Annotated in this window: 19 protein-coding genes; 11 read left to right on the top strand and 8 right to left on the bottom strand. The window is 42.3% G+C overall.

Annotation, left to right across the window (positions count from 1 at the left end):
• Positions 1-25: 25 nt before the first annotated feature.
• The 6 genes from BUC20_RS32825 to BUC20_RS32800 all read left to right on the top strand — a co-directional run bounded on the left by BUC20_RS32825 (position 26) and on the right by BUC20_RS32800 (position 7,701).
• Positions 26-799: an SDR family NAD(P)-dependent oxidoreductase gene (locus tag BUC20_RS32825; RefSeq protein ID WP_073238944.1), complete on the top strand. Its 774-nt coding sequence runs from the start codon at positions 26-28 to the stop codon at positions 797-799.
• Between the two features lie 276 nt (positions 800-1,075).
• Complete coding sequence (locus BUC20_RS32820) at positions 1,076-1,882, top strand: phytanoyl-CoA dioxygenase family protein (protein WP_073238941.1); 807 nt, start codon at positions 1,076-1,078, stop codon at positions 1,880-1,882.
• Between the two features lie 124 nt (positions 1,883-2,006).
• On the top strand, positions 2,007-3,227 hold the full coding sequence (locus BUC20_RS32815) for a sterol desaturase family protein (protein ID WP_073238938.1): 1,221 nt from the start codon (positions 2,007-2,009) through the stop codon (positions 3,225-3,227).
• Between the two features lie 113 nt (positions 3,228-3,340).
• Positions 3,341-3,760 (top strand): hypothetical protein, encoded by a 420-nt coding sequence (locus BUC20_RS32810; protein WP_073238935.1) that lies wholly within the window; start codon positions 3,341-3,343, stop codon positions 3,758-3,760.
• Between the two features lie 141 nt (positions 3,761-3,901).
• Positions 3,902-5,227, top strand: a complete 1,326-nt coding sequence (locus BUC20_RS32805) for an MFS transporter (RefSeq protein WP_073238931.1) — start codon at positions 3,902-3,904, stop codon at positions 5,225-5,227.
• Between the two features lie 89 nt (positions 5,228-5,316).
• Entirely contained in the window at positions 5,317-7,701 is a 2,385-nt protein-coding gene (locus BUC20_RS32800; protein WP_073238928.1) for a TonB-dependent receptor, read from the top strand.
• Between the two features lie 77 nt (positions 7,702-7,778).
• On the opposite strand, the gene BUC20_RS32795 is transcribed toward BUC20_RS32800, so the two are convergent.
• Both BUC20_RS32795 and BUC20_RS32785 read right to left on the bottom strand, forming a co-directional pair.
• On the bottom strand, positions 7,779-8,477 hold the full coding sequence (locus BUC20_RS32795; protein WP_073238925.1) for a hypothetical protein: 699 nt from the start codon (positions 8,475-8,477) through the stop codon (positions 7,779-7,781).
• A gap of 282 nt (positions 8,478-8,759) precedes the next feature.
• Entirely contained in the window at positions 8,760-10,043 is a 1,284-nt protein-coding gene (locus tag BUC20_RS32785; RefSeq protein WP_073239095.1) for a nucleotide sugar dehydrogenase, read from the bottom strand.
• Between the two features lie 122 nt (positions 10,044-10,165).
• Between BUC20_RS32785 and BUC20_RS32780 the strand changes: the two genes are divergently transcribed.
• Positions 10,166-11,143 carry an LCP family protein gene (locus BUC20_RS32780; RefSeq protein WP_073238919.1) on the top strand — a complete coding sequence of 326 codons (978 nt, stop codon included), beginning with the start codon at positions 10,166-10,168 and terminating at the stop codon, positions 11,141-11,143.
• A 77-nt stretch (positions 11,144-11,220) separates the two neighbouring features.
• Here the strand turns inward: BUC20_RS32780 and BUC20_RS32775 are convergent, their stop codons facing one another.
• The 5 genes from BUC20_RS32775 to BUC20_RS32755 form a co-directional block, all read right to left on the bottom strand.
• Positions 11,221-13,140, bottom strand: coding sequence for a TlpA disulfide reductase family protein (locus BUC20_RS32775; protein ID WP_073238916.1), 1,920 nt, complete (start codon positions 13,138-13,140; stop codon positions 11,221-11,223).
• A gap of 27 nt (positions 13,141-13,167) precedes the next feature.
• Positions 13,168-14,601: a RagB/SusD family nutrient uptake outer membrane protein gene (locus BUC20_RS32770; protein WP_073238913.1), complete on the bottom strand. Its 1,434-nt coding sequence runs from the start codon at positions 14,599-14,601 to the stop codon at positions 13,168-13,170.
• A 17-nt stretch (positions 14,602-14,618) separates the two neighbouring features.
• Entirely contained in the window at positions 14,619-17,855 is a 3,237-nt protein-coding gene (locus tag BUC20_RS32765) for a TonB-dependent receptor (protein WP_073239094.1), read from the bottom strand.
• A gap of 283 nt (positions 17,856-18,138) precedes the next feature.
• Positions 18,139-19,125, bottom strand: coding sequence for a FecR family protein (locus BUC20_RS32760; RefSeq protein WP_073238910.1), 987 nt, complete (start codon positions 19,123-19,125; stop codon positions 18,139-18,141).
• Between the two features lie 80 nt (positions 19,126-19,205).
• Entirely contained in the window at positions 19,206-19,844 is a 639-nt protein-coding gene (locus BUC20_RS32755; RefSeq protein WP_234994639.1) for an RNA polymerase sigma factor, read from the bottom strand.
• Positions 19,845-19,883: 39 nt separating this feature from the next.
• Here BUC20_RS32755 and BUC20_RS32750 point away from each other — a divergent pair, with 39 nt between their 5' ends.
• The gene (locus BUC20_RS32750; protein WP_073238908.1) at positions 19,884-21,659 is read left to right on the top strand and encodes an aminopeptidase P family protein; all 1,776 of its coding nucleotides are present in this window, start codon (positions 19,884-19,886) and stop codon (positions 21,657-21,659) included.
• Between the two features lie 297 nt (positions 21,660-21,956).
• Here the strand turns inward: BUC20_RS32750 and BUC20_RS32745 are convergent, their stop codons facing one another.
• Positions 21,957-22,493 (bottom strand): hypothetical protein, encoded by a 537-nt coding sequence (locus tag BUC20_RS32745; protein WP_073239090.1) that lies wholly within the window; start codon positions 22,491-22,493, stop codon positions 21,957-21,959.
• A 337-nt stretch (positions 22,494-22,830) separates the two neighbouring features.
• On the opposite strand from BUC20_RS32745, the gene BUC20_RS32740 reads away from it, so the two are divergent.
• The 3 genes from BUC20_RS32740 to BUC20_RS32730 all read left to right on the top strand — a co-directional run.
• On the top strand, positions 22,831-23,394 hold the full coding sequence (locus tag BUC20_RS32740; RefSeq protein WP_200801117.1) for a phage tail protein: 564 nt from the start codon (positions 22,831-22,833) through the stop codon (positions 23,392-23,394).
• A gap of 623 nt (positions 23,395-24,017) precedes the next feature.
• Positions 24,018-24,581, top strand: a complete 564-nt coding sequence (locus BUC20_RS32735) for a phage tail protein (protein ID WP_073238902.1) — start codon at positions 24,018-24,020, stop codon at positions 24,579-24,581.
• Between the two features lie 37 nt (positions 24,582-24,618).
• On the top strand, positions 24,619-26,293 hold a 1,675-nt coding region (locus tag BUC20_RS32730), incomplete at its 3' end, for a beta strand repeat-containing protein (protein ID WP_394334176.1).

Here is a 26,293-nt window from a genome sequence, read left to right as displayed (position 1 = left end):
CTTACCATAGACTTAATTCTCTTACATGGATAAATATGCTTTAGTAACAGGTGCTAGTAAAGGGATTGGAAGAGAAATTGCGTTATTACTGGCTCGCGCAGGCTACCACCTGTTATTGGTTGCCCGTTCTGAAGCCGAACTTCAGCAAGTTGCAAAATTGGCAAGTGAATATAAAGTGAATGCTTTTTATTTACCAATTGACCTTTCTATGAAGGATGCGGCTGAGGAGGTGGCAACATGGTGTAAAAATAAAGCTCCTTCCCTATCCATTCTGATCAATAATGCCGGTTATGGGGTATGGGGTAATTTTGATCAGCTTGCACTCGCTGATCAAATGAATATGTTAAAGCTCAATGTGGATGTTGTCCTGGAGCTAAGTCACCATTTACTTCCGGTTTTAAAGCAACAGGAGCAGGCCTATATTTTAAACATTTCCAGTACCGCAGCCTATCAGGCGGTACCTACCCTTTCTTTATACGCTGCGAGTAAGACCTTTATTCTTTCTTACAGCCGTGCTTTACGTTACGAGCTTAAAGACAGTTCTGTTTCGGTCAGCTGTCTATGTCCTGGACCTACGGCAACGGGTTTCTCCAGTCGCGCGGGGATGGATGCTTTGGCAGAGCTCGCTGAAAAGTTTAACATGGCTGCAGAGGTGGTCGCTAAGATTGGCCTGAAAGGAATGTTTAGTAAAAAGGCGGAGATCATTCCTGGTTTCCTCAATAAAATTTCTGCTTTCGGCACGAGGTTTCTCCCTAAGTCATTGATTGAAAGGATCACCGCCCGTTTGTATCAGCAATAAAAATTAGTCCTCTTTTTTTAAAATAAATTTGATAAGACAATTATTTTCCTACATTTGTAATGTCTACTAAATTAATAGACTTTATTTCAATGAAGAATAACAACCATATTCATACCGCACACACCATGCGAATGCTCTTCTCCGAAAGGGCAGGTTGTTGCTATTGTTGTTGTTGATCTCTAATACATTTTCGATTTCATCATTCACCAGCTACTGACGGCCTATCCCGCAGATGGCATTGTTTACCTCAACATTTAGCATTAAAAATTCATCATCATGGAAAATCTATCTATAAAATTCACCTTAGGGGATAAAATAACTACAGAACAAACTGACTTCTTTAACAAAAACGGATTTATTCATTTCAAAAATTTCATCAAACCGGAAACTGTGAACGACATCATTCAGGCTTCTATTGAAGTTCAGCAGAAATGGATTACAGATCAAAAAATTAAAATCAACGGCATCCCTATCAAATATGGCAGAGACCTCGACGGCTCTGCTATTGTTCAACGTTTTGCTTTTATCAATCAGCATCATCCATTATTCGCTGAACTTCCCAATGACCCTCGTTTTGAGACCCTGTTATCATTAATCGGTCCAGGAGCAAGATTAGGTACAGCAGAAAAAGACGGCATGGTGCTCAATCATTATGTTAATGGCCCGGAAAGTAAGTTTACCCAGATGGGTTGGCATACCGATGGACTCCGTGATATTTTCCAGGGTCAAAAGCTCAATCCAATGCTCAATGTAGGCATCCACCTGAGTAGTCTGAAACCAGAAAACGGAGGGTTGCGTGTGCTTCCTGGCACACACAAACAGAGTTTATATAGCATGCTGTTTCGAAAAAAATATTTTCTGGACAACAGGCCTGATGCGGCAGAAGTGGCGATAGTACCAGAAGCCGGGGACCTCACCATTCATGATGGCCGTCTGTGGCATAGGGTTGCACAATCGTCTGTAGTAGGGGAAGAAAGCCGTAGAAGGGTAATTTATTTACCAATTATAGCAGGCAGGTATGAACCAAAACATGAGAAAAGCCCGACTGCTTTTTATCAGCGTTTTGCAAGTCTTGTTAAATAACCTGGTCATGTTAATTGCTTTAGCAATCAGCTACCTGATCCGTTCGGGAAAGCTGCACACCCTACAAAAAGGGATTGACCAATGGCGGCGGCTCAGTTTTATAAAAATAAGAAACAAGCCATAAATGATCCAGTTAAACTACCTCGCATTTGCCATTCCTGCATTTTTTCTCTTCCTCTATCTGGAATACTGTCTGGCTATTTATCTGAAAAAGCCGGAAGTTTTTAAATATGAGAGCTCAATTGCGAACCTCAGTATCGGCATTGCCGAAAGGTTGCTTAACTTATTTATCTCCGCAAGCTTTTACAGCTTGTTTTATTGGGTATATGAAAACTATGCCCTGTTTCATATTCCGAATACCTGGTGGGTATGGGTGTTGCTGATCCTGACCACAGACTTAGTTTGGTACTGGTATCACCGCTTAGGCCACCAGGTAAACTTTTTATGGGCTGCACATATTGTCCACCATCAAAGCGAAGAATTCAACCTGACCGTATCCGCCAGGATCACTGTTTTCCAGGCACTGATCAGAAATATCTTTTGGTGTGTCATCCCTTTTCTGGGATTTCATCTTGCAATGGTCATCACCATTCTCATGGTTCATGGTGCTTACTCCTTTTTCACCCACACCCAACTGGTTGGAAAGCTCGGTTGGCTGGAGCACATCTTCATTACTCCTTCTCTTCATGGAGTTCATCATGCCAGCGATGATAAATACCTGGATAAGAATTACGGAGACGTTTTTGTCTTTTGGGACAAGCTATTCGGAACTTTTCAACGGGAAGAAGAAGCGCCCAAATATGGCCTTACCCACCCTGTCAAAAGCTATAGCTTTTTATGGCAGCACTTTCATTATTACCTGGAAATCCTTGAAGCCTGCAAAAAAGAAACACATTTGAAGGCAAGACTAAAAATCATTTTTGGAAATCCTGCTACCCTTGATCAAAACATCAGGCCCATCCTGGAGAAAAGATACCTGCAGCAAAAAGCAGAACCAGCTTACCGCTTTAAATTCAGGGTTTACTTAAATTTCCAACTCCTACTTTGTGTTGCTTTACTCAGCTTTTTTACCGCTTTTTATGCTACTCTGCAGCTGGAAGACAAATTGTTCAGCGCCACCTTTATTATGATTACCTTAATCAATTGTGGTGCATTGCTGGAACAAAGGAAATGGATTTACTACCTGGAATGCTTCCGCCTGATCTTATTATTCGCTTATACTTTCTGGAAGTTTCAAATTTTTGAGCTGGTGATGCTACCTGTTGTCATTCTGGTGATTCTCGAAAATGTTTTTAGACTGAGCAGGCTATACAGACAATATCTGCTCAGGTATGAAAAAATCTAAACTTATATCCCTGAATACAGGTAGAAATAAAACCTGATTTCCGGGTATTGATTGAAAAAAGGGTCTATGATAGATTTGTAGGACATAATAACCTATTAAAAAACAAAAATCTCATGAGACTTTTACAACTTAAAAAAAACCTGTTCACAAAGATTGCCTTCATGTTTCTGGTTGCAGGCCTAATCAGCTCCTGCTCAAAAGATAAAAACAACGTTGATGATCCCAGAGCCGGATACCCAAAAACCGTATCTATTGAATATAGAGTGACCGCTTTAAGTGCTGGCCTAACCAATCTGGACATCAGGTACACCAACGAGACTGGCGCTGATACGGAACTGACCGCTCAGTCTCTGCCATTTAGCAAAATAATCAGAAAATCAGTCACCTATGCTTCAGATGTAGCCGTAAGTATCACTTCAAATGCACCGGGTTCAGCGAAACTTGAAATATTTGTGGATGGCAAATCTGTTGCGTCCGCGAGCCCGGTTTCTCAGCAATATCTTAACGGAATTGCGCTATACGCTTTTCACTAACTAACCCTATCTCATCGTTGCTTGTTGAAAACGAGTAACAGTTCTATACCCTTGTATCATTTGATAAATTCACATGGTGCAAGGGTATTAGAATTTGTTTAAAAGCCTTATCTTTTGTTTTTTAACCAAAGAGATTCAGGCATGAAAACAAATATTGAGCAGGTTCATCCCGAAAGCGAGGATGACAAAATATCTCCCCGCCGGTTAAAAGCCATCTTCGGAGGTTCTGTAGGAAACCTCGTAGAATGGTATGACTGGTACGCTTATTCTGCCTTTGCTATTTATTTCTCCTCTGCCTTCTTTCCCGAAGGAAATGACACCGTAAAGCTCCTGAATACCGCCGGAATATTTGCACTGGGTTTCCTTATGCGCCCTCTTGGTGGATATATATTTGGAAGAATAGCAGACCAGATTGGCAGGAAACAATCCATGACACTTTCTGTCTTACTCATGTCTTTAGGTTCCCTTTTAATTGCCCTGACACCTACTTACACGACGATAGGCATTCTTGCTCCCATCCTTTTGTTAACCGCCAGATTACTTCAGGGATTGAGTGTGGGTGGAGAATACGGCGTATCGGCTACTTATCTGAGCGAGATGGCCACAAAAAACCGCCGTGGGTTCTATTCCAGTTTTCAATATGTCACACTTATCGGCGGACAATTACTTGCTCTTGCCCTCCAGCTTTTGTTACAAAAAGTACTGCTCTCAGAACACCAACTTCAGGAATGGGGTTGGCGCATTCCATTTGTTTTTGGGGCTGTACTCTCCATTGTGGCACTTTACCTGAGAAAGAACCTTGATGAAACCACCGCTTTTGAGCATCAAAAAAAGAAGAATACAGAAAACAAAGGGACGGTAAAAGAACTGTTAAAACACCCAAAGGCAGTCATCACTGTGATCGGACTCACCCTGGGTGGAACCCTGGCCTTTTATACCTACACCACCTACATGCAAAAGTTCCTGGTCAACACCGTAAAGATGACTAAAGAAGAGTCAACCCTCCTTTCCTTTCTTTCTCTGTTCCTGTTTGCCTGTCTGCAGCCCCTCTTTGGTGCTTTATCTGATAAGATCGGTCGAAGGCCGCTGCTAATTGGCTTTGGCATACTTGGAACCTTCTGTACGGTTCCATTGCTTACAGCATTAAGTCAGACCACAAGCCAATGGACTGCATTTTTATTGTTGATGGCTTCATTGATCATTGTCAGTGGATATACCAGCATCAATGCCGTTGTAAAAGCTGAATTGTTTCCGGCAGAAGTACGAGCCCTGGGTGTTGGTCTGCCTTATGCCTTAACGGTTGCCATCTTCGGCGGCACGGCAGAATACATTGCTTTGTGGCTAAAAGACTGGGGCCATGAGCCTTATTATTATTGGTACATTACATTTTGCATCTTCTGCTCCCTGCTTGTTTATGTATTTATGAAGGATACCAAAGATACTTCTAGGCTCAATCAGGATAGCTAAATCTATTTAGATTTATTAAAAATAATTTGGATTACTAAAGAATCATCCGCTACTTTGCAGCTGTTTAGAATTAATCCAGATTACTTAATATGCATAAACTTTTATTCTCCTTATTTCTGCTGTTTTCCAGCATGACCCTAAGTGCACAACAACTCTCCACCATCAAGGGCAGGATTACCACCTCTGATGGACAACCCGCAGCCTACGTCAGTGTAGGATTAAAGAACAAAGGACTGGGAAACCTGAGCGATGAAAACGGTAGTTATACCATTCCCCGCGTTAAACCAGGAAATTATATCCTACGTGTTTCTGCTGTCGGATCAAATGTGATAGAAAAGAACATAAAAGTTCTTCAGGGAGAGGAGCTGACCATGGATTTTATCATCACTGAAAACTCAGGCCAGCTCAAAGAGATCAATATCAACAGCAATAAAACCAATAAGTACTCGACAAAAAAGAGTCCTTATGTATCAAAGATGCCACTCAGAAATTTGGAGAATTCACAGGTTTATACCACCATTTCTAAAGAATTGATGGCAGACCAGCTGGTTTTCTCTATAGATGATGCCATCAAAAATGCTCCGGGCTTACAGAAAATGTGGGAAGCTACGGGACGTGGCGGAGATGGGAGTTCTTATTATAACATGAGAGGTTTCATTACGCAAAGCAAACTTAGAAATGGTATTGCCGGAAACGTAACCAGCAGAATTGATGCCGCAAACCTGGAAAGCATCGAAGTGATCAAAGGCCCATCGGCCACCCTTTTCGGAAACTCCTTAACTTCATATGGAGGTTTAATCAACCGGGTAACCAAAAAGCCTTATGATCATATTGGTGGAGAGGTGACTTACGCTGCCGGAGGTTATGATTTTAACCGTATAAGTGTCGATTTCAATACCCCCCTTGATACGGCTAAAACATTACTGTTCCGTCTGAATGCGGCATATAACTATGACGGTTCTTTTCAGGATCATGGATTTAGTAAAGGATTTGTGCTGGCACCAAGCCTTTCTTACAAAGCCTCTGACCGCCTGTCTTTCCTGTTCGATGCAGAAATCTACAGCAGCAAAAACACAGCGAATCAGATCTTCTTCTTTCCCTGGGGTCAATCAGTTGCAGACCTTGGTGTGGACCGCGCAGATCAATTGAATTTGGATTATAAAAAATCTTATTTTTCAAATGACCTGACCCAGCAATCCAAAAGCACCAACCTCTTTGGTACCATGGAGTACAAGTTTTCTGATTCCTGGACCTCACAAACCAATATCACCTATAGCAAGAGTTACTCAAATGGGTTCTCTCCTTACTTTTATCTGATGCCAAACAACATGCTTTCGCGTGAGGATCAGTCTACAGAAAACAGCAAGATGAATGTATTGGAAATCCAACAGAATTTCAATGCGGATTTCAATATTGGCTCACATAGAAACAGATTGGTTGTTGGGTTGGATTTTCTCCGAATCAACTCCAATCAGCTTTTCTTAAGCAAAGCGCTTGATACGATCTCCGGAGGAATTACTTCAGGACCGCTATATGACAACTTTAACAAGACCAATATGGAGGCTGTTTATGCAAATGGCAGAACAGTGTATCCCGATATCTACAAGACCAATACCTATAGTGCCTATGTTTCCGATGTTTTTAACATCACCGACCAGTTTATGGCGCTGGCCGCAATCAGGGTAGACAGATTTGAACATAAAGGAAGTTACTCAGAGAAAAGAGACAGCCTGACAAAACAACCTTATAAACAGACTCAATTTGCTCCTAAATTCGGTCTTGTCTATCAACTTCTGAAAGATCAGCTTTCCCTTTTTGCAAACTATCAGAACGGCTTTACCAATATCCAGGGGATAAATTACCTGAATAAAACACTAAAACCGGAAGAGGCTACTCAAATAGAGGGTGGAATAAAGATGGACTTATTTAACGGGAAACTAAGCGGAACGTTAAGCTATTACAACATCAAAGTGAAGGATAAAGTAAGACCTTACAGCGATCCGAAATTTGTGATTCAGGACGGCACTCAGGTAAACAAAGGTTTTGAGGCGGAAGTAGTTGCGAGTCCTTTAAAAGGGCTGAACATTATTGCAGGATTTGCATACAATGACTCTGAACTCACAAAAGCTGACGACCCCAATTTGGAAGGACTTCGTCCCGCAACTGCGGCCTCGCCATATGCTGCTAATCTTTGGGTCAACTATCGTCTGCCAGACCATTTTATTAAAGGCCTTGGATTTGGATTCGGAGGAAACTATGCCAGTGACAATAAAGTAGTAAACAGCAAAAAGGATGGGGTATTTATTCTACCAGCTTACACCATTCTTAATGCCAGCGCATTTTATGACCATCCCAGGTTCAGGCTTGGTGTTAAAGTCGACAACATAACCGACAAGAAATATTGGATTGGCTACACCACTGTAAACCCTCAAAGGTTAAGAAATATAGTCGGAAGCCTGACCTATAAATTCTAAGGCATCCCATCTATGAAAAAAGCCTGTTGTCTGGATTTATGATCCGGGCAACAGGCTTTTTTATGAATAGAGAAAATCTATTTATTACTTCCCAGATGAATAGAGATACCTACAGATACCGGGTTTAACAGAAACTCTGCTTTATTGGTCTTGAACAATGAACGCGTATTACTGGCGTCCTGAGTTACATATTCCTGTCTTTCATAAGAATAAAAGAAATCAAGGCTACTTTCAACGAATAAGGAAACTTCATTGATCACATTAAACTTAATACCGATCAAAGGAGTACCGACAAAACCAACTTTACTTGTTTCCACTTTATTTGATGGAATTGCAGAATCTGCCAATGTGCCCTTCAACGTGTTTGCATTTTGAGACAATCCAATAAACTTACTAGATCTGAATCCCATATCGATACCAAAATATGGCTGAATCCTGGAAAAGTTAAGGTTCTTTTCAAAACCTACTTTGAAGGAATAGTCGGTAACATCACCATTGATGACTTCACAGGTATTACAATTGTTATAGAATTCTTTTGATTTTTTAAGGTAACTACCCCCTAAACGATAGCTGATCTGATTGTCATTAAACTTTAATACCAACCCTGTGAAATAGGTATTTACGTATTTGCTATAATTCGTTTCATTTAAAACCTTAGGCATTTGCATCATCCCGAAGCCTCTTGCAGCAATAGAATAGTTGTAATCGCCGTTCATTTGCGAAAATGCTGATCCACCAGATAAGATCAATAAAATAATCAGTAATTGTTTTTTCATTTAGATACCCCCCCGGGTTGATTTTGAGCCATAAAATTAGCAGAATAATTCTCATTTCCAATGAAAAACTTATCCATCTCCGGATTTATCTTAAACCAAGATTGTCCTGACAGGAACAATGATTTACAATAAATTAAATGTCCAGAAAAGAGATCAAACCTAAAAATGGATGCAATAACGCTAGAATAAGGCATTAATTTTTTTCTTTTCAAACACTCGTCTAAAAACGTGCCACAAATGAGATTTTTTTACCGAAAGAGATAATAATTTCTTATTTAGAAGCTATAGCCTGGCATCAGTGTACTTTCTTTCAATAAATGATTTCGTATCGAATACAATTGCCCCCTCTTCCTTATATTTTTTATAATCAAGTGACAGGAATTCATGATGAGAAACTGCCAATATAATTGCTTTATAGTTTTTATCTATAAGGACAGGATCAAGCTCAAAACCATATTCTTTTTTAACCAGCACAGGATCTGCCCATGGATCAAAAACACTGACCTCCATTCCAAACTGAGTTAACTCTTCGTAAATATCAATAACCCGGGTATTTCGGATATCAGGGCAATTTTCTTTAAATGCAAAGCCCAGAATCAATACTTTTTCTCCCTTAACCGGGTATCCTTTGGCAATCATCAGCTTAACCACCTTATTGGCAACGAACATCCCCATATTGTCGTTTACCCTCCGGCCAGAAAGAATCACCTGCGGATGGTAACCTAAAGATTCCGATTTATGCGCCAGATAATAAGGATCTACACCGATACAATGTCCTCCTACCAATCCAGGTTTATATTTCAGAAAATTCCATTTTGTTCCTGCAGCTTCAATAACATCAGTAGTATCTATTCCAATCCGGTCAAAGATCAGCGCAAGCTCATTTACAAAAGAAATATTGACATCTCTTTGTGCATTCTCAATCGCTTTGGAAGCTTCCGCAACCTTGATGCTTGGTGCTTTATGGGTTCCTGCTGTAATGATCTGTGAATAGAGCCGGTCTACTTCTTCGGCCACTTCTGCAGTAGAGCCTGAAGTTACTTTTTTAATCTTTGTAAGTGTATTTACGCGATCTCCAGGATTGATCCTTTCCGGAGAATAACCGCAGAAAAAATCTGTGTTAAATGTCAGACCAGAATATTTTTCCAATACAGGGACGCAATCTTCTTCGGTACAGCCCGGATATACAGTAGATTCATAAACCACAATATCTCCCTTCTTTAACACACGGCCAACCATCTCAGAAGCATTTAACAGCGGACTCAGATCGGGTGCTTTAAAACGGTTTATAGGCGTTGGAACAGTAACGATAAAAATATTGCAGGATTCCAGGTCTGAGGTCGCAGAAGAAAACTTCAATCCTGAGTTTTCCTGATCTGGGTTCAGCAACTTTTTCAATTCCTCCAGATCAGCTTCCTTTGTCCGGTCTTCGCCATTGCACAGCTCTTCAATTCTTGATTGGTCAATGTCAAATCCCAGCACCTCATATTTTTTCGCAAATTCTATTGCGAGGGGTAAGCCCACATATCCCAAACCAATAATTGCAATTTTATACGCTTTGTCCATACACATCTTTCTTTTCCTTTAACTGCGGATCTAAGAAAGTTTTAAAGGTAGCAAGAATTTTATTTGTTCTCAGGTATGGTTATTGAAATACACTGTTCCTAAGTTTTAAATAAAAATAAAAAATGAAAGCTTTATCCTCTGTCATCTTCCTTGTTGTTTTAAGTTTTTTCAACTCGTTTAGCCAGGACCAGATTCCGGTAACACCGGTACGCAAATCTCCGGTACCATTGAACAGGTCTGCGGAAGCACTGGGCATCTCCGGGGAGGTTCAGAAAAAAATAAAGGCCATGACCAATCCTCCGGTTAACATTGCCTTATTTGCGGTCGACAGGCGTACAGAACAGGAGGCCGGAAACTCCGATGTGGTGATGATCATTTCCATCGACCAGCTCAATAAAAAAATCAAAATGTCGTCTATAATGAGGGATACCTATGTTAAAATCGAGGGTAAAGGGATGGATAAGATCAATGCAGCCTTTGCCATTGGTGGCCCGCAGCTGGCCATCAAAACCATCAATCAGAACTTTGATCTGGACATTAAAGACTATATGAATGTGGACTTCTATGGGGCTGCTAAAATCGTGGATGCGCTGGGTGGAATTATCCTGAATGTGAAGGCTGCGGAGCTTCCTTACCTGAACAATTACCTGGATGAACTTGCCATCTACGATCAGGTTCCGGCCGTACATGTTGATGCTCCGGGTCTTCAGAAACTGAACGGAAAACAAACCGTTGCCTATACCAGAATCAGAGCAGTAGGGAATGGAGATGCAGAACGAACCGAGCGTCAGCGCAGCGTTCTGATCTCTATTTTTGATAAAATTAAAGGCTCAGGTCAGGAAATTTTTCCCGTTTTTGCCACAGAAATCCTCCCTAACATAGAAACAAGTATGGCCAATTTCACACTTTTAAACTTTGCTGGAAATATTCTTAAAGCCAAGAACAACGTGATCGAACAAGCCCGTTTTCCCCTTGATAAGGAGAGTGCTGGAAAAAGAATCAACAACATCTGGTACCTCAGCACCGACTTAAAAAAAACCACCCGTTCCCTTCATCATTTCATCTATAACACACCGAAAAAAAACAACGTGAAAAAATAGGCAGGATACAAAAGATCAGGATGCCAACTGGCATCCTGATCTTTTGTATCCTGATTATCTAAATTCTTTACAATGGATTATTTCCTGACTTCCTCCAGCAGAATATCGATCTGCACCGCCAGTTTATGTTCCAGCTCAGCGCCCTCAAAGCCGATTGTCCGGAACTGTAAAGCACCTTGCTGATCAATTACAGCAATAGTAGGAATCAGTGTAAATCCTACTTTCTCCCCTATATCCGGATCCGAATTAAAGTACAAAGGGAAGTCATATTGGGGATTCTTTTTACCCCAGTCAATTGCATCCTTAATCGTGTTCTTAGCTCCAGTATTGACCACCATGAACATCACATCCGGATTGTTTTTGTATTTATGATATACTTTCTGCAAATAAGGCATCTCCTGCATACATGGAACACACCAGGTAGCCCAGAAATCCAGCACAACAACTTTACCTTTCCTCATTTCTTTGGTCTGTACATTTCCTCTCAAATCAGTGATGGCAGTAAGTTCCGGTCCTGGGGCATTCATTTTCTGCTTTTTCAAAGCATTGGTAAGGCGTGCGATCTTCTTACCTTCCAACTCTTTAACTTTGGCCTTAAATTCTGCTTCAGAAGGATTAAATTTCAAAAAGTTCAGTTTCGCCAGATGAGTAACGGTCGTATCTTCAGGGGTATCCAGCAGGATCTTCCATAAGGCATCAAATGCTTTCCTGGGATCACCGGTCTGTTCATACACTGTAGCAATATTGATCAGACTTTCCCTGTTTGTCCCTTTCTCTGCCGATTGACTGATATAGTCTAATGCAGCGATCCGATCTCCGAGGTATAGTTTATTGAGGGCAATAATAGAAAGTAGTGTTGATCTCGCTTCCACAACCGCTTTCAACCTGGTACTATCGGCAACGAAAGAAGGAATATGTCCATACTCAGGGAAAAAACGAATGACGCCTACCGGCCATTGATCTACCATACGCAGGGAACGTTCCGCATAGGCAATTGCAGTATCAGGAGCCAGTTTTCCCGCGGTTAGCTTTGCTGCGATCTCCTTCAGTCTCAAAGGGGTCTGCGGACTGATTTCCTTCATCGTTTTTCCTGCATGGTAAACGGCTTTCTTCGCCTGCCCCGTACTCAGGTAATGGTCGAACAAAATGGAATGGATACCCGTAGACCCCTCCTCACCTTCCTGATCATTCTCTTTGAGCACTTTTTCAAGTTCTGCAATTTTTTTAGTCACATCTTTCTCCTTTGCAAACAGGGTAGTCATGTAATCCCTGGCCACGTCCGACTTCGGATAACGTTCCAACACCACCCGGCGCAGGGAATCGAGTCTTGATTTTTCGCCAATAATCAGGTAGCCCATCGTCACTTTATTCAGGTTGGCCATTATTGTAGGAGCTTCCTCGAATTTGGCAGCAATAATCCTTCTGGCTTCATTCCGGTATTTTAGTTTTTCTTCAGGTGTTTTTGCCAGTATCATTTTTGTAGACTGGACCCTGACCCTGGCTTCGTAGTTCTCAGGGTAAAGAGTCAGTTCCTTTTGCAATAAATCCAATTGCAACCCAGGCAGTGATCTTGATTTTGGCATCTGTGCATTCAGACTATAAGACTCATGGAGGTAACCATCCCGTACCCGTTGAGCGCCATTATAAACAGCGATGGTATAATGCCTGTCTGCCGCAGGCTGGTCTTTTTGTGTCCCGCTTTGGAAATAAAAACTGGCAAACGTAGCATAGCGTTGCAGCTTAAAGGAAGCCACCCAGTTATCTCCTTGTTTTTTCATCGGTAATTTCGGCGGCAATTCGTAAAAAGTAGAATAGGTAAAAACGATGTTCAATTCCGGAGCTTCTTTGCTGATCAGGGCATCTGCTGCTCCGGAATGATAAGTAACCGTAACCTCATCTCCCCTGTTTGGCCTTTCCGGTTTTATTTCTACCCGCTGCCCCTGTACCCGCAAAATCACGGTTAGCAAAAGGCAGAGTAAGCTAATTCTCTTCATCATATAAATAATTACTATAAGTCTTATTTTTTAATTATACCCCTTATTCTGAACCAGGTTCAGATTGGTACGTAATGCATTGGTAGGAATTGGAAATAAGATGGCTGTAGATTTCCATGCCGGTTTTATAGGTCCCAACACATCATCCGCCCGTGTTTTACCGGCATCACCGCTTATACTTTTCCAGCGCTTGAGGTCGAACCAGCGATGTCCCCATTCGGCAAACAACTCCACTCTCCGCTCCTGTTCCACTTTCCTCATTCCTTCTTCCTGACTGGCAGGTGTGGCCAGGCCAGCCAGGCCTGCACGATCGCGCAGCACATTCAGGTCCTGAATACCAGGCTCCAATTTATTTTGCATGATCCTGGCTTCTGCACGGATCAGGTACAGCTCTGCAAAACGGATTACCATAGAATATTCTGTCACCGGAGTTCCGGTACGCACCTTATACTTGAAGGGATACCGGTGGGTTAATCCTGGCGTTGTTGTAGTGGTATAACTTCCTACCCAGTTTTTAAATCTTTTATCACCTGATTCAAAAGCGTTCTCCAATCCGGCAGCTTCTTTGGTAAGCCGATATAAAGGAGCTGCTGTAGGGACAAATAAGTTACCCTCCCAGGTGTTTCTTCCTCCTCCGGTATTTACCGATTGTAATTGCCACAGTGCTTCCGGACTATTCATCAGGAATACATCTTTCATTCCATTCTTTGCTGGTTCATCTTTCAGCAATTTATAATTGCTGTTATTGATCACTTCTCCGGCTTCCTGTTCTGCCATGGCATAGTTCTCTATGTACAAATAAACTCTAGAAAGTAAAGCCGTAGCTACAGCTTTGTTAGGACGGATGCGCTCCTTATTTCCGGGATAGTCATTAGACAGCAACTCCTTAGCTTCCTTCAGGTCTGCAATGATTGCCGTATAAACTTGCTCTTTTGCAGTTCTTGGGAGATTCGTATTCTTTCTTACATCAGCATCAAGAATTAAAGGAACATCACCAAACATGTTCACCAGATAGAAATGGCAAAAAGCACGTACAAATCTCGCGTCACCGAGTAGCTGTGTTTTAACCGCAGGACTCAATGTCGTAGAAGCGGTTAGGCCTTCAATGATTGCATTTGCGCTATAGTTCAATTGGTACGCTTGTTCCCAGATATTATTGACCCGGGTGTTTCCTGGTAAGAGTGCGTTTTCCCGGAATTCCGAGAAATCAGCCAGAACAGCAGCATAAGCAAATTCATCCGCACTCATGGCCGCCATAAAGGTGGTCAGCACGTTTGCAAACTGATAATTACCAGTATTCATCCCACTATACACACCGACCATTGCCGCAATGGCGGTATTGTCGTTCAAAAAAACACTGGATTGGGGCAATTCGGTTCTGGGTTTATCAATATCCACTAATTTCCCGCAGGAGACGATCGTATTTAGAAGGAGCGCACTCAATATATAGTAAATGACTTTCATTGTTTAAAAAATTTAGATTAAAATGAAACTTGTATGCCCGCAGTGTAAGCACTTAGCGGCGGTAAGGCAAAACCTTTTGTTTCCGGGTCTATGCCTTTATAATTGGTAATGGTGATGAGGTTTTGCCCCTGAAGGTAGACGGTAAAGTTTCTCAGTTTCCAGTTTTTAAACATCGTATCGAAGTTATACCTCAGGGAAACATTCTTTAACCTGATATAAGAGGCATCTCCCCAATTGGCATCGGAATGGCGATAGTTTTTTTGATAAGCCTTATAGATTTCGGTGGTAGCGGTTCTTGTAGCTCCGGGAATATTGCTTTGATCTCCGGCAGTTCTCCAGCGCTCCAATGCCGTCAGGTCTTTATTTTTCATCGCTGCCCCATTAGCGTAAGACTGGTATCCGAAGTTGATACCCGGCCCTTCCTGTTTTACAAACTGTACAAAGAAATCCAGGCTCAGCTTTTTGTAGCTGAAACTATTCTGAATCCCTCCAAAAAAATCCGGGCTAACGGTCCCCAGAACCATCATATCATCAGGATCATCGATGCTATTGTTTCCGTTGAGATCGGTAAACTTAGGAACACCGGTCTGAGGATCAACCCCTGTAAAATGAAATCCTGTGGTTACATTCAATGGCTGGCCGATAAAATACTTATTTGCAAAAGCCGTTTTTTCCAGTCCAGGGTATTTAAGGAGCTTATTTTTTGTAAATGTAAAGTTAAGCGCGGTGGTCCAGTTGAAATCATTTCCCCGGATATTGATCGTGTTCAGTTCAAATTCAAATCCCTTATTCTCTACCTGTGCAGGCAGATTCGCCACAAAACTCGAAAATCCGGATTGCGAAGAAAGCGCAAAATCGATCAGCTGATTATTAGAACGGTTACGGTAAAAGCTGCTGTTCAGCATGATCCTGTCTTCCAAAAAGCCCAATTCTATGGCTGCCTCCAGCTTATTATTTACTTCCCAGCTGTAATCAGGGTTGGCAAAACGACTTGGGGTAAGTCCGCCGGAACCACCATAAGGATAGGATGATGCCATCCAGCTGTCGTAATATTGATAGTCGCCGATCTGATCACTACCTACCGTACCAAAACTTCCCCGAAGTTTACCAAAGCTAAGGAAAGGGAGTTTTTCCTTTACAAAGGCTTCATTGCTGAATAGCCAGGCTGCACCAATAGCACCAAAATTTCCAAACCTTTTATTTGGTCCAAACCGGGAAGAACCGTCTCTCCGAAAGGTTCCATTAAGGATATATTTTTCATCCCAGTTATAGGTGATCCTACCAAAAACAGAAGCGTAACGATACTCAGAATAGTTATAATTTTTGGTTTTTAAAGAGACTGCAGCATGTGGATTTGACAACTGTTCATCACTGGGAAAGCCTTCCCCTATAGTGTATAGCCCCTCTTTGGTTCTCTGCTGAATGCTTCCACCAGCCAAAACCTGTAGTTTACCTTTACCAAGCTGGCGGGAGTAATCCAACTGAGGTTCAATACTATAGGAATTAAGGTCGCTATTTCCATAATATGCCAGACTGGCCAGGTACTTTTCAGGGTTAAATGCGCTCCTGGGAACTCCCTGTACCTGATCCATAGTCATCCGGTTATATCCCATGTTTACGCTGGCACTAAAATCAGGAAGAATGGTATACTTCGCTGAAGCACTGGCCATCAGGTTCTGCGTCTGAGAGGTAGATTTTCTTTCCAGATAGGACATTGGATTTTGTTCGTCTCCAAACCAATAATATTCTCCGGAGGCATTATAAATGGGATAATTGGGTGCTGTATTGAAAAACTGAGTGACATCAGCTGCCAATAAATTATTACGGTCTCCCACATACTTAACCGAGGCATTTAACCGAAGTTTCTGATCTGCTGAGTTGTGGTTTAGATTCAGATTCACAGCTCCTCGTTTGTAGTTTAAGTTTCCTGGTAACACCGTTCCTTCCTTGCGGTAGGTTCCGCTGATCAGGAAATTCGTCTCTGGTGATCCTCCGCTAACCGAGAGCTGTGCCTCCGTTAAGGGTGCAGAATTGCCAACGAGTAAATCCTGCCATTTGTTGTCTACACCGGGATCCCACTCCATCAGATCTCTGGCGTTTTCCAGCGATGGGGTAATCCCGTCATTTTTAAAAGCTTCCCGACGAAGATCGAGGTACTGAGCGGTACTCAACATGTCTATTTTCCGGGTAACATGAGAAGCACCACTAGATACATTCGCACTGATCTCTGTTTGTCCGGATTTCCCCTTTTTTGTAGTGATGAGGATCACGCCATTTGCTCCTCTGGAACCATATATGGCGGTCGCATCGGCATCTTTAAGGATGTCTATCCTTTCAATATCTGCGGGGTTGATGCTACTTAAAGGACTTTGATTCCCATTAGCACCCGTAAACTGAGACATGGATTCTGAGATAAAGGGAGTTCCATCCACAATATATAAGGGATCATTGCCTCCTTTAATAGAATTCAATCCACGTAGCCTCACCGTATACCCTGATCCCGGATAACCGGTAGTTCCGGTAATGTCTAAACCTGCAACCCTGCCCTGAAGTGCCGCCAGTGGATCAGACACCGGTTGTTTGCTGATGTCTTTCGCGCTAACCGAGCTTACCGAGCCGGTATTGTTTCTTTTGGTAGTGGTTCCATATCCGATCACAACAACGGCATCAAGTGTCCCTACATCAGGAACCATGACCAAATCGATCGGATGATCGCCATCAGCCTTCTGCTCCACCGTAGTGTAGCCAATATAACTGAATTGCAAAATGACATTTGCTTCTGTCACTTTCAGGCTAAACTTTCCGTTTCCATCAGTACTTACCACGATTTTCTGGCCTTTAACCTTTACCGAAACCCCTGGCATAGGCATTCCTTTTTCATCTTTTACTGTTCCGGTAATTGGGGCATTCATGGCTTCGGTTACCTGCAGGACAGGTTCCCTGAAAACAAGAATACTGTTGTTGAGTTGTTTATAGCTCAGACCAGTTCCTTTCAGAAGTTCATCCAGTGTACTTTTCACCGAACGGCTTTGTTCTGAGAGGCTTATATCTTTCAGCGATGAAATCAGTTCATTCTGATAAGCAAATCTAAAATCCGTTTTATTCTCAATCTGAGAAAAAGCAGCGCGTAGTGTTCCCTTATTTATTCCGAAGGAAATCTGTACCTCAGAAAGTCCCTGAGCAACACCAGTAGAAGCGGTAAGGCTACTGACCGCAAAAAGTATAGCCATCAATATCATAGCGTTCACCTTCATAAAAAATCGTATTTTTTTTAAGTTAAACAGGTAACGGCAAGCCGGTAAATACCACCTTGCAAAAGGAGTAGAATTGTAATACATTGCATTGGTTTTAAGTTGAACTGATAGAAAATTTAAGACCTGTTGCGAACTCCGGCTGCAACCGGGGTTCGCTTTTTTATATGGTCAGCTTATAGAGAATTGTGGTTCTTCATGTTGTGGTTCTTTTGGTTTATGTATTCGTTGAGTTATAAGGGTTGGTTTATATAAGTTGATTCTTCTTTTATTGCTGATTCTTCTTTTATTGCTGCCGATCAATTGTCACCTTATTTTGTACCAGGCTCAATCTGGTGCCGGTAGTCTGGCCAATCACTTCAAGTACCTGAGCAATCCCATTTCGCTTTAAAAAGGCAGCAGTAAACCGGACTGATTTCAACTGTTCATCCTTAAACTGTACTTTCAGGCCAAAGCGTTCAGAAATCATTTCCGCAGCAGTCTCCAGTGTAATATCGTCCATGATGAGGTCTGTTTTTTTCCATTCCGTTGCCACAGATGAATTCACATTTAGCTTAACAGGATTGGGCTGTTGAGCTGTCCATTCCAGTTGCTGATCCGGGCTTAATATGGCCAGGGTTTTCTGATCATCCTCTACCTTTACCTTTCCATGCGTAACCGTAATCATCACAGATTTACCTGAACGATAGGCATTGATGTTAAAAGCAGTTCCTAAAACGGTGGTTTTGATTTTTCCGGTATGAATAATAAAGGGATGTAGCGGATCATACTTTACTTCAAAATATGCCTCTCCAATCAGCCTGACCTCCCTCTTCGCCATTCCATCAAAAGAATCCGGAAATTCCAACCTACTGCTATCGTTCAGGTGGACAGCGCTTCCATCAGGCAGTTTCAACCACTTATGTACAGAATCCGCAGCTACAGACGAGAAATTCGCAGGCAGTACTACCTGTTCCGGCGTTTTACGAAGGGAGTTAACAGATAAAAAACCTATCCCCAGTAAGAGGATCACAGAAGCCGCATAAGCCATCCATTTCCATGGAAAAGACTTGCGCGCGGTACGAAGCTCAATCTGCCTGAACATCCGGTCTTCATCAATCCCAGGATCAGGGGAATCCTGAGCTGCAAAAAAAGATTCCACTTCTTCCATCGCTTCCATCCATTCCTGTTCGTGTCCCCCTTGCCTGATCAGCAAGATGACCTGATCCAGCTCCTGCTGAGTACATTCATTTCTGATGTAGTCTATAAATAATTGTTTGATGGACTTTTCCAAGTTTTACTCCTGTTTTTATAGTAATACACTTAACAGGGGCACTACATGTACCCGAAAGAAAAATAAATTTGCTTTTTTTATTACGGCCGGTATAAAAGGAAAATCAGAGACAAGGCCCCATTCCTAATCATGTACTCCCTGATGCTCTTTACCGCCTTTACCATCTGGCTGTTTACGGTACTCTCTTTAATCCCAAGCTGTTCAGCTACCTGCTTATAGGAGTAACCGGAATTACGACAAAGTTCATAAATCTGCCTGCGCTTGGGAGGAAGCTGATCAATGGCCATCAGGATAAATTCATTGGTTTGTTTACGTTCCGTGTACTGAAGCCCACTCTCGCCATTATGATGGATATATGCAGAGATATCATCAGAAATCCAGGTCTCCCGTGCTGCCCGCCGGATCATATTCAAGGACTGATTTCTGGCAATGGCATAAAGAAAAGCCTGTACAGAGCGGTCAGTATGAATGGATGCCGACTGCTCCCAGAGCTTTACAAAAGTATCCTGGGTAACATCTTCTGCAAGAGCCGGGGATTTCAGGATCCCGAGGGTATAGGCATAGATCTTCCTGACATACATTTTGTACACCTCAGAAAATGCCCCCGCATCTTGCCCTTTAAGTCTTTCTAATAACTCTATCTCCTCTATAATAGACAATTGCATCCCGGACAAACTTAGTAGATTTTTTAAAGAATTTGTATAGAAATTAAATTCCATAGATTTGCGTCAACTCGATTAGCTATTAAAAACTAAACCATGACATATCAGGAAAAATTAAGCGAGATACGTAAACAAATGAAGGCCGATCATGTACAGGCTTACATCATCCCCTCAGCAGACCCACACATCAGTGAATACTTACCCAACCATTACAAGTGTATTCCTTTTGCTTCCGGATTTACAGGATCAGCGGGAACCTTAGTCATTACCCATGATTTTGCCGGTCTGTGGACAGACTTCCGTTATTTTGAACAAGCTACAGAACAACTGGAAAACAGCGGTTTTGAACTCGTTAAACAAAAGATACAACATGCCCCGGAATACATCCAATGGCTCCAGGAGAAACTGGACAAAGGTGCCGTGGTAGCCACAAATGAGAAGCTACTTTCCATTCTTTTAGGTGACCTTCTTACTCAGCAGTTCTCTATCAAAGACATCAAACTGAGCCATAAAGATTACCTGAGTACGATCTGGGAAAACAGACCAGGGCTTCCGGCAGAAAAAGCTTTTCTGATCGAAGACAAACACATCGGGCAATCTGTAGCTTCGAAATTAGCTGAAGTAAGAGCAGAACTTCAGAAAAAGGGCGCAGCTTACCACCTGATTTCTTCCCTTGATGATATGGCCTGGTTGTTCAATATCCGTGGAAAAGATGTGAGTTACAATCCTGTAGTACTTAGTTTCGCACTAATCACTCCCGATAAAGCAACCTTATTCATCAACCCGGATAAGCTCAGCACAGCCGAAAAAGAATTGCTTGCTGCAAGTGGTGTTCAGGTGATGCCATATGAAAATATCGAATCTGCATTGTCGGAAGTTCCGGAAAACACAACTATTTTTATTGATCCTAAGCGCAACTGTTTTGCCTATGCAAAATTATTGCCTGCCTCAGTAAAAGTGATCAAAGATACCAACCCATCTACCAACTTAAAAGCTGTTAAGAACGAAACAGAATTGGCCAACACCCGTATTGCCATGGCAAAAGATGGGGTTGCAATTACGCGTTTCCTAAAATGGTTGTCGGAAAACATTGGTAAAATCACCATTACTGAGCTTTCTGCTGCTGCGGAACTGCGTAAATTCAGAGCTGCACAGGAAGGTTTTGTAGGTGATAGCTTCAATACCATCAGTGCTTACAAAGCACATGGAGCCTTACCTCATTATGGTCCTTCGGAAGAGAGTGATGTAGAAGTTAAAGCTGAAGGTCTGTTCCTGGTAGATTCCGGAGGTCAGTATTTTTATGGTACAACGGATATCACCCGTACCATTCCAATGGGAAACAATACCGAAGAAGAAAAAACAGATTATACCCTGGTGTTAAAAGGAATGATTGACGGTTGTAAATTACGTTTCCCAAAAGGAACATGTGGTTATCAGATTGATGCGATTACACGCAAACCACTATGGGATTATGCGATCAATTACGGACATGGAACAGGACATGGCGTTGGTTATTTCCTGAATGTTCATGAAGGCCCTCATACTTTTAACCCAACTGCGGTTCCTGTTGCCATAGAGCTTGGAATGATCACTTCTATTGAGCCCGGAGTGTACCGCCCGGGAAAACACGGTGTGAGAATAGAAAACCTCGTAAACACGATTCAAGACGTAAGTAACGAGTTTAACGAATTCTATGCTTTTGAATCTTTAACAATTGCCCCGATCAGTACAGCTATTGTGAAAAAGGAATTGCTGGAGCAAGGCCAGATAGATTGGCTGAATAGTTATAATGCATTGGTATTTGAACGTTTAAGCCCTCTTTTAAATACGGAAGAAGTGGCTTGGTTAAAAACGTATACTGCTGCAATTTAGTTCCGGAATATTGCCCGGAGAGATTAAATTATAAAAAGGTGTATATGATTCGAAGGCTGGAATCTTTTGTCCTGAAAAAGGACAAAATTTACTAAGGCCTTCTCACAACATACACCTTTTTACATTTAATATTTTTTGAAGGGGTTAAGGATTAAACATGTTGCGATCATTAAAATAGCACAGGAACTGTCAGCACCTTTTTTTAGTAAGTTCAGAACTTTGATCCAGCGCTAAAAACCGATAGGAATGTATCCTTTTATAGAGCTTCCCTGCCTGAATAATTGCCTGCATTCCTACTTAAGCACTGCCCTCTTCTTTGATGCATACCCAATTTTGCATATAAGGAAAGGGCTTCACGTTTAAATTCGCTGCGTTTTTTTCATCATAAGCCATTTGCTGATACTGAAGCATGGGCAATCCGATATAGATCCCTTCTTCAAAATTACGGATGAGGTGTTCAGAATCCCCTTTATAACCGTCTGCGTGAAAAACTATTTCAGGAGTGAGTTGAAGTTTCAGGCAGGCAGCATAACTCCAGGCCAGGCTCATTAACTCTGCTCCCCGGTGCAAGTCAATATCCGGCAATACTCCATCCAGCTCAGACCTTACTGCATAAGGAACTGTGGCCAGATGACCAGCTTCGTGGAGGATATCTCCGGGATAAAGCACTTGGGAAGGATCAATACTTAATCCTCCTGATTTAATCCGGATACCGGGAAGAAAAGAGTCCCCTTCATGTTCCTCTAACAAAACGTCCAGCCCTATTTCCCGGAGGAATTCAATGATGGTGACTATAATTTTCTGATGATCGGGAGGGGTTATTGAGGCGTTCATTTTATAAAAAAACAAAAACAAAAGCACATACATGCAGATATTTTAAAAAATATAATTTAGTGTATGTTTTTTTTACTAGTTTTATATTCAGTTGGTGACATCGTATTTTCAAATAGCGGCACCACTACAGATAATTAACGCCTTAACTCTCTTTATCTTATGTGCTTTTTTGTTTTCACGAATCCCCGTTCGTTTCAACAATTTTTGGTGCTTTCGCGCAGCCAATGGATTTTGAATGGAGCTTTAACCGCGTTAAGATCTACTGCTACCTCAAGGGATGACTATCCCAATCTTCTTACGATTAAATTAACCAATCAATTATATAAACACAATTATTATGGAAGAGTTCATTGGAGTCGTTAAAATTTTTGCCGGCAATTTTGCGCCAAGAGGCTGGATGTTTTGCCATGGCCAAATCATTGGTATTGCCCAAAACACGCCACTTTTTTCCCTTATTGGAACTACTTATGGCGGAAATGGTCAGACAACTTTTGGTTTACCCGACCTTAGGGGCAGAGCTGCTGTTGGATGGGGACAAGGCCCGGCCCTGAGTAACTATGTTTTGGGTCAGTCCTCTGGTACAGAGAACACCAGTATTCTAATCAACAATATGCCTGCACACAACCACGTTGCTACCTCTACTTTAACACTAAATGCAAGCAATGCTGCTGCAACTATTGCAACCCCGGTTGCAGGAAATGCACTTGGTGCAGGTAAGGATGTAAACACGGATCCTGTATCTATGTATACAAGCTCAGCGCCAAATATCCCTCTGGCGGGAGGTACAGTCGCAACCACAGTAGGCATCAGCGGAGGAAGCGTTCCGATCAGTATTCTTCAACCTACACTAGCCATTAGTTACATCATTTGTTTGGAAGGTGTTTTTCCGAGCAGGAATTAATCATCCTGACCGTTATTCTACCAAATATGCCAATCAAATTATTACACACATAAATATTATCCCAATAAGGCTCTGCCAGACAACCACCGTCATTTTTTCAGAGAAAAAACGTCTTCCGCTATGGAAAGGCGTTTTTTCTCTTCTTTCATCAGGGAAATTGTTGACACGAGCCAAAAAAAAGCATCAGGGGCAGAATCATTAAAAATAAATCTAAAATATTGCTCAATATTTACTTTTTTTTACTAATTTCATCGCAAATTAACATTTCAACCTACTGAAGGTCAACATCTTTAGACAAGTTGAAATACTGATTGGAAGATAATAACGCCTCAACCCTCTTTATCTTATGCACATTCTTGCTTCTACAAATACAATTGTATCGCAAAAAACGGATCAGCTCATGAGCCCGATTGATTTCATATGTAGTTTATGTGCTGAATAACATCAGCACGTAAACTACATCTATAGAAATTCATCAGAAAGATACCTGTTGATGACCATCAGGGCTCCGGAAAAAGAAGTTTAAGCACGTTACTATCTGAAAGTACCTCGGGAATTTTATCCTGAGCATCGGCTTATAAAAAATAAATTAAATAACTATAAAAACTTAAAAACAAATCATTATGGAAGAGTACATGGGAATGGTAAAAATTTTCGCAGGAAACTTCGCACCCCGAGGTTTTATGTTCTGCAATGGTCAAATTATCGGTATAGCCCAATATTCCGCTCTTTTTGCACTTTTGGGAACTACTTACGGTGGAAATGGCCAAACAACCTTTGGCTTACCTGACCTTAGGGGCAGAGCCCCTATTGGATGGGGACAAGGCCCTGGCCTCAGCAATTACAACCCGGGACAAGTATCCGGCAGAGAGAATGTCAGCATTTTGATCAACAATATGCCTGCCCATAACCACATTGCCACCTCGACTTTGACACTGAATGCGAGCAATGCTGCTGCAACGATTCCGATCCCCGCTGCAGGAAATGCATTGGGAGCCGGTAAAGACGTAAACACGGATCCGGTATCCATGTATACAACTTCAGCACCCAACATTCCTCTAACAGGAGGTTCTGTTGCTACGACAACAGCACTTAACGGAGGAAATGTTCCTATCAGCATCCTGCAGCCTACACTCGCAGTTAGTTATATCATCGCCACAGAAGGACCCTTCCCTAGCAGAAACTAGATGTACCAATAGAATTTATCAGAATTAACGCTCTCACATGAAAAATTTATCCCTCCGCTTTTTAGCGTCTTTATTTATCATCTGCTGCTTTTGCTTTTCTGCAAAAAAAAGCACGGCTCAACTGACTCCCGGGGATTTTGCCATCGTAGGCTTTAACGGGAACTCATCTACAGTGAATATGGCTATTGTAGCCTTAAAAGTGATCCCTTCGGGTACGGTACTTAAGATCACCGATCAGGGCTGGGATCAATCCGCATTGGTCGCTAATGGTTCTGACGGGCTCATTACCTGGACCACTACCAACAGCATTCCTGCAGGAACAATATTTAACATTGCAATAACAGGTGGAGCCTCTCCAACCGCTACAGGACTCGAAGCCTATGGAACTGTTACAACTACAGGTTGGAGTATTGGAACCGTCGTTGCAGGTGGTGGAGACAATTGGTTTCTTTATACCGGTAGCGATGCCAGTCCTAATTTTATCTACGGATTTGCAAACTGGTCTACTGCGCTCCCTGGCACCAATGCTCCTGATCCGGTTACCGGGTGGGAAGCAGCAGGAAATGTTACTGGTGCTGTCTCTTACCTGCCAACAACCCTTGCCGCAGGAAATTTTTATGTCACATTAACGATTGCAGGCACTCCGCCAACAGGTTATCACGGAGATTACAACAATTATTCCGGTACACTTACCGGAACAAAAGCATCCATCCTGACTGCAATCAATACAAAATCAAACTGGACAACGACCGAACTACTTGCCAACAAGAAATCTCTCGACCCAGGTGGAGCAGCATTTCCAGGTGTTAACCCTATTTTTCAACTCGGAACAAACGTAAGCGGAGTAACTTCTTCTACGGCCAATGGAACTTATAAAACAGGGGATGTTATTGCTGTTAATGTCACTTTTTCAACTATCGTAAACGTAACCGGAACACCAACGTTGAGCTTAAATACCGGCGCAACTGTTAATTATAGCGGTGGAACCGGCACAAATACCCTTACGTTCAGTTATACAGTAACCAGCGGACAAAGTTCTGCTGACCTCGACTACTCCTCTACTACTGCGCTAAGCCTCAATGGAGGAACGATCAAGGATGCAGGGAGTACTGACGCGACACTTACACTTGCCAGTCCCGGAGCTGCTAACTCCCTTGGCAATAACAAAGCGATTGTCATAGATGGAATTGCTCCGACTGTGGCTTCTGTAAACTCAAGCACGGCCAATGGTAGTTACAAAGCGGGAGCAGTCATTAATGTGACCCTGAATTTTTCTGAAGCGATTACCGTTACAGGAACGCCTCAGCTTGCTTTAAATTCCGGTGCTACGGTCAATTATGCCGGCGGAACAGGAACATCTTCACTGGCCTTTACCTATACCGTACAGCCAACAGATGCCAGCCCTGACCTGGATTACACCAGTACTGCAGCGCTCAGCCTGAACGGTGGCACACTTAAAGATGCCGCAGGAAACGATGCCACCTTAACCCTGGCTGCCCCCGGAGCTGCAAACTCTTTAGCTGCCAACAAAAATATTGTCATCGATAACACTGCTCCCCTGGTGAGCTCGGTAAACTCCAGCCTTGCAAACGGGACCTATAAAATTGGGGACCTTGTACCGGTAACAGTCAATTTTTCTGAAGCAGTAACCGTAACAGGAACACCAACACTGAGCCTGAATTCAGGAGGAACCGCAACTTATGCCAGTGGAA

This window comes from Pedobacter caeni (assembly GCF_900129215.1).
Taxonomy (GTDB): domain Bacteria; phylum Bacteroidota; class Bacteroidia; order Sphingobacteriales; family Sphingobacteriaceae; genus Pedobacter; species Pedobacter caeni.
Note: the sequence above shows the minus strand (reverse complement) of the source record. Positions and strands in the feature narration are given on the sequence as shown.

What these genes read in the sequence shown, in the direction of transcription:
- BUC20_RS32780 (WP_073238919.1), top strand. Translation starts at nt 10,166, where the DNA reads ATGAAAGCTTTATCCTCTGTCATCTTCCTTGTTGTTTTAAGTTTTTTC.
- BUC20_RS32785 (WP_073239095.1), bottom strand. Translation starts at nt 10,043, where the DNA reads ATGGACAAAGCGTATAAAATTGCAATTATTGGTTTGGGATATGTGGGC.
- BUC20_RS32815 (WP_073238938.1), top strand. Translation starts at nt 2,007, where the DNA reads ATGATCCAGTTAAACTACCTCGCATTTGCCATTCCTGCATTTTTTCTC.
- BUC20_RS32745 (WP_073239090.1), bottom strand. Translation starts at nt 22,493, where the DNA reads ATGAACGCCTCAATAACCCCTCCCGATCATCAGAAAATTATAGTCACC.
- BUC20_RS32800 (WP_073238928.1), top strand. Translation starts at nt 5,317, where the DNA reads ATGCATAAACTTTTATTCTCCTTATTTCTGCTGTTTTCCAGCATGACC.
- BUC20_RS32740 (WP_200801117.1), top strand. Translation starts at nt 22,831, where the DNA reads ATGGAAGAGTTCATTGGAGTCGTTAAAATTTTTGCCGGCAATTTTGCG.
- BUC20_RS32805 (WP_073238931.1), top strand. Translation starts at nt 3,902, where the DNA reads ATGAAAACAAATATTGAGCAGGTTCATCCCGAAAGCGAGGATGACAAA.
- BUC20_RS32750 (WP_073238908.1), top strand. Translation starts at nt 19,884, where the DNA reads ATGACATATCAGGAAAAATTAAGCGAGATACGTAAACAAATGAAGGCC.
- BUC20_RS32810 (WP_073238935.1), top strand. Translation starts at nt 3,341, where the DNA reads ATGAGACTTTTACAACTTAAAAAAAACCTGTTCACAAAGATTGCCTTC.
- BUC20_RS32775 (WP_073238916.1), bottom strand. Translation starts at nt 13,140, where the DNA reads ATGATGAAGAGAATTAGCTTACTCTGCCTTTTGCTAACCGTGATTTTG.
- BUC20_RS32770 (WP_073238913.1), bottom strand. Translation starts at nt 14,601, where the DNA reads ATGAAAGTCATTTACTATATATTGAGTGCGCTCCTTCTAAATACGATC.
- BUC20_RS32765 (WP_073239094.1), bottom strand. Translation starts at nt 17,855, where the DNA reads ATGAAGGTGAACGCTATGATATTGATGGCTATACTTTTTGCGGTCAGT.
- BUC20_RS32755 (WP_234994639.1), bottom strand. Translation starts at nt 19,844, where the DNA reads ATGGAATTTAATTTCTATACAAATTCTTTAAAAAATCTACTAAGTTTG.
- BUC20_RS32820 (WP_073238941.1), top strand. Translation starts at nt 1,076, where the DNA reads ATGGAAAATCTATCTATAAAATTCACCTTAGGGGATAAAATAACTACA.
- BUC20_RS32825 (WP_073238944.1), top strand. Translation starts at nt 26, where the DNA reads ATGGATAAATATGCTTTAGTAACAGGTGCTAGTAAAGGGATTGGAAGA.
- BUC20_RS32735 (WP_073238902.1), top strand. Translation starts at nt 24,018, where the DNA reads ATGGAAGAGTACATGGGAATGGTAAAAATTTTCGCAGGAAACTTCGCA.
- BUC20_RS32795 (WP_073238925.1), bottom strand. Translation starts at nt 8,477, where the DNA reads ATGAAAAAACAATTACTGATTATTTTATTGATCTTATCTGGTGGATCA.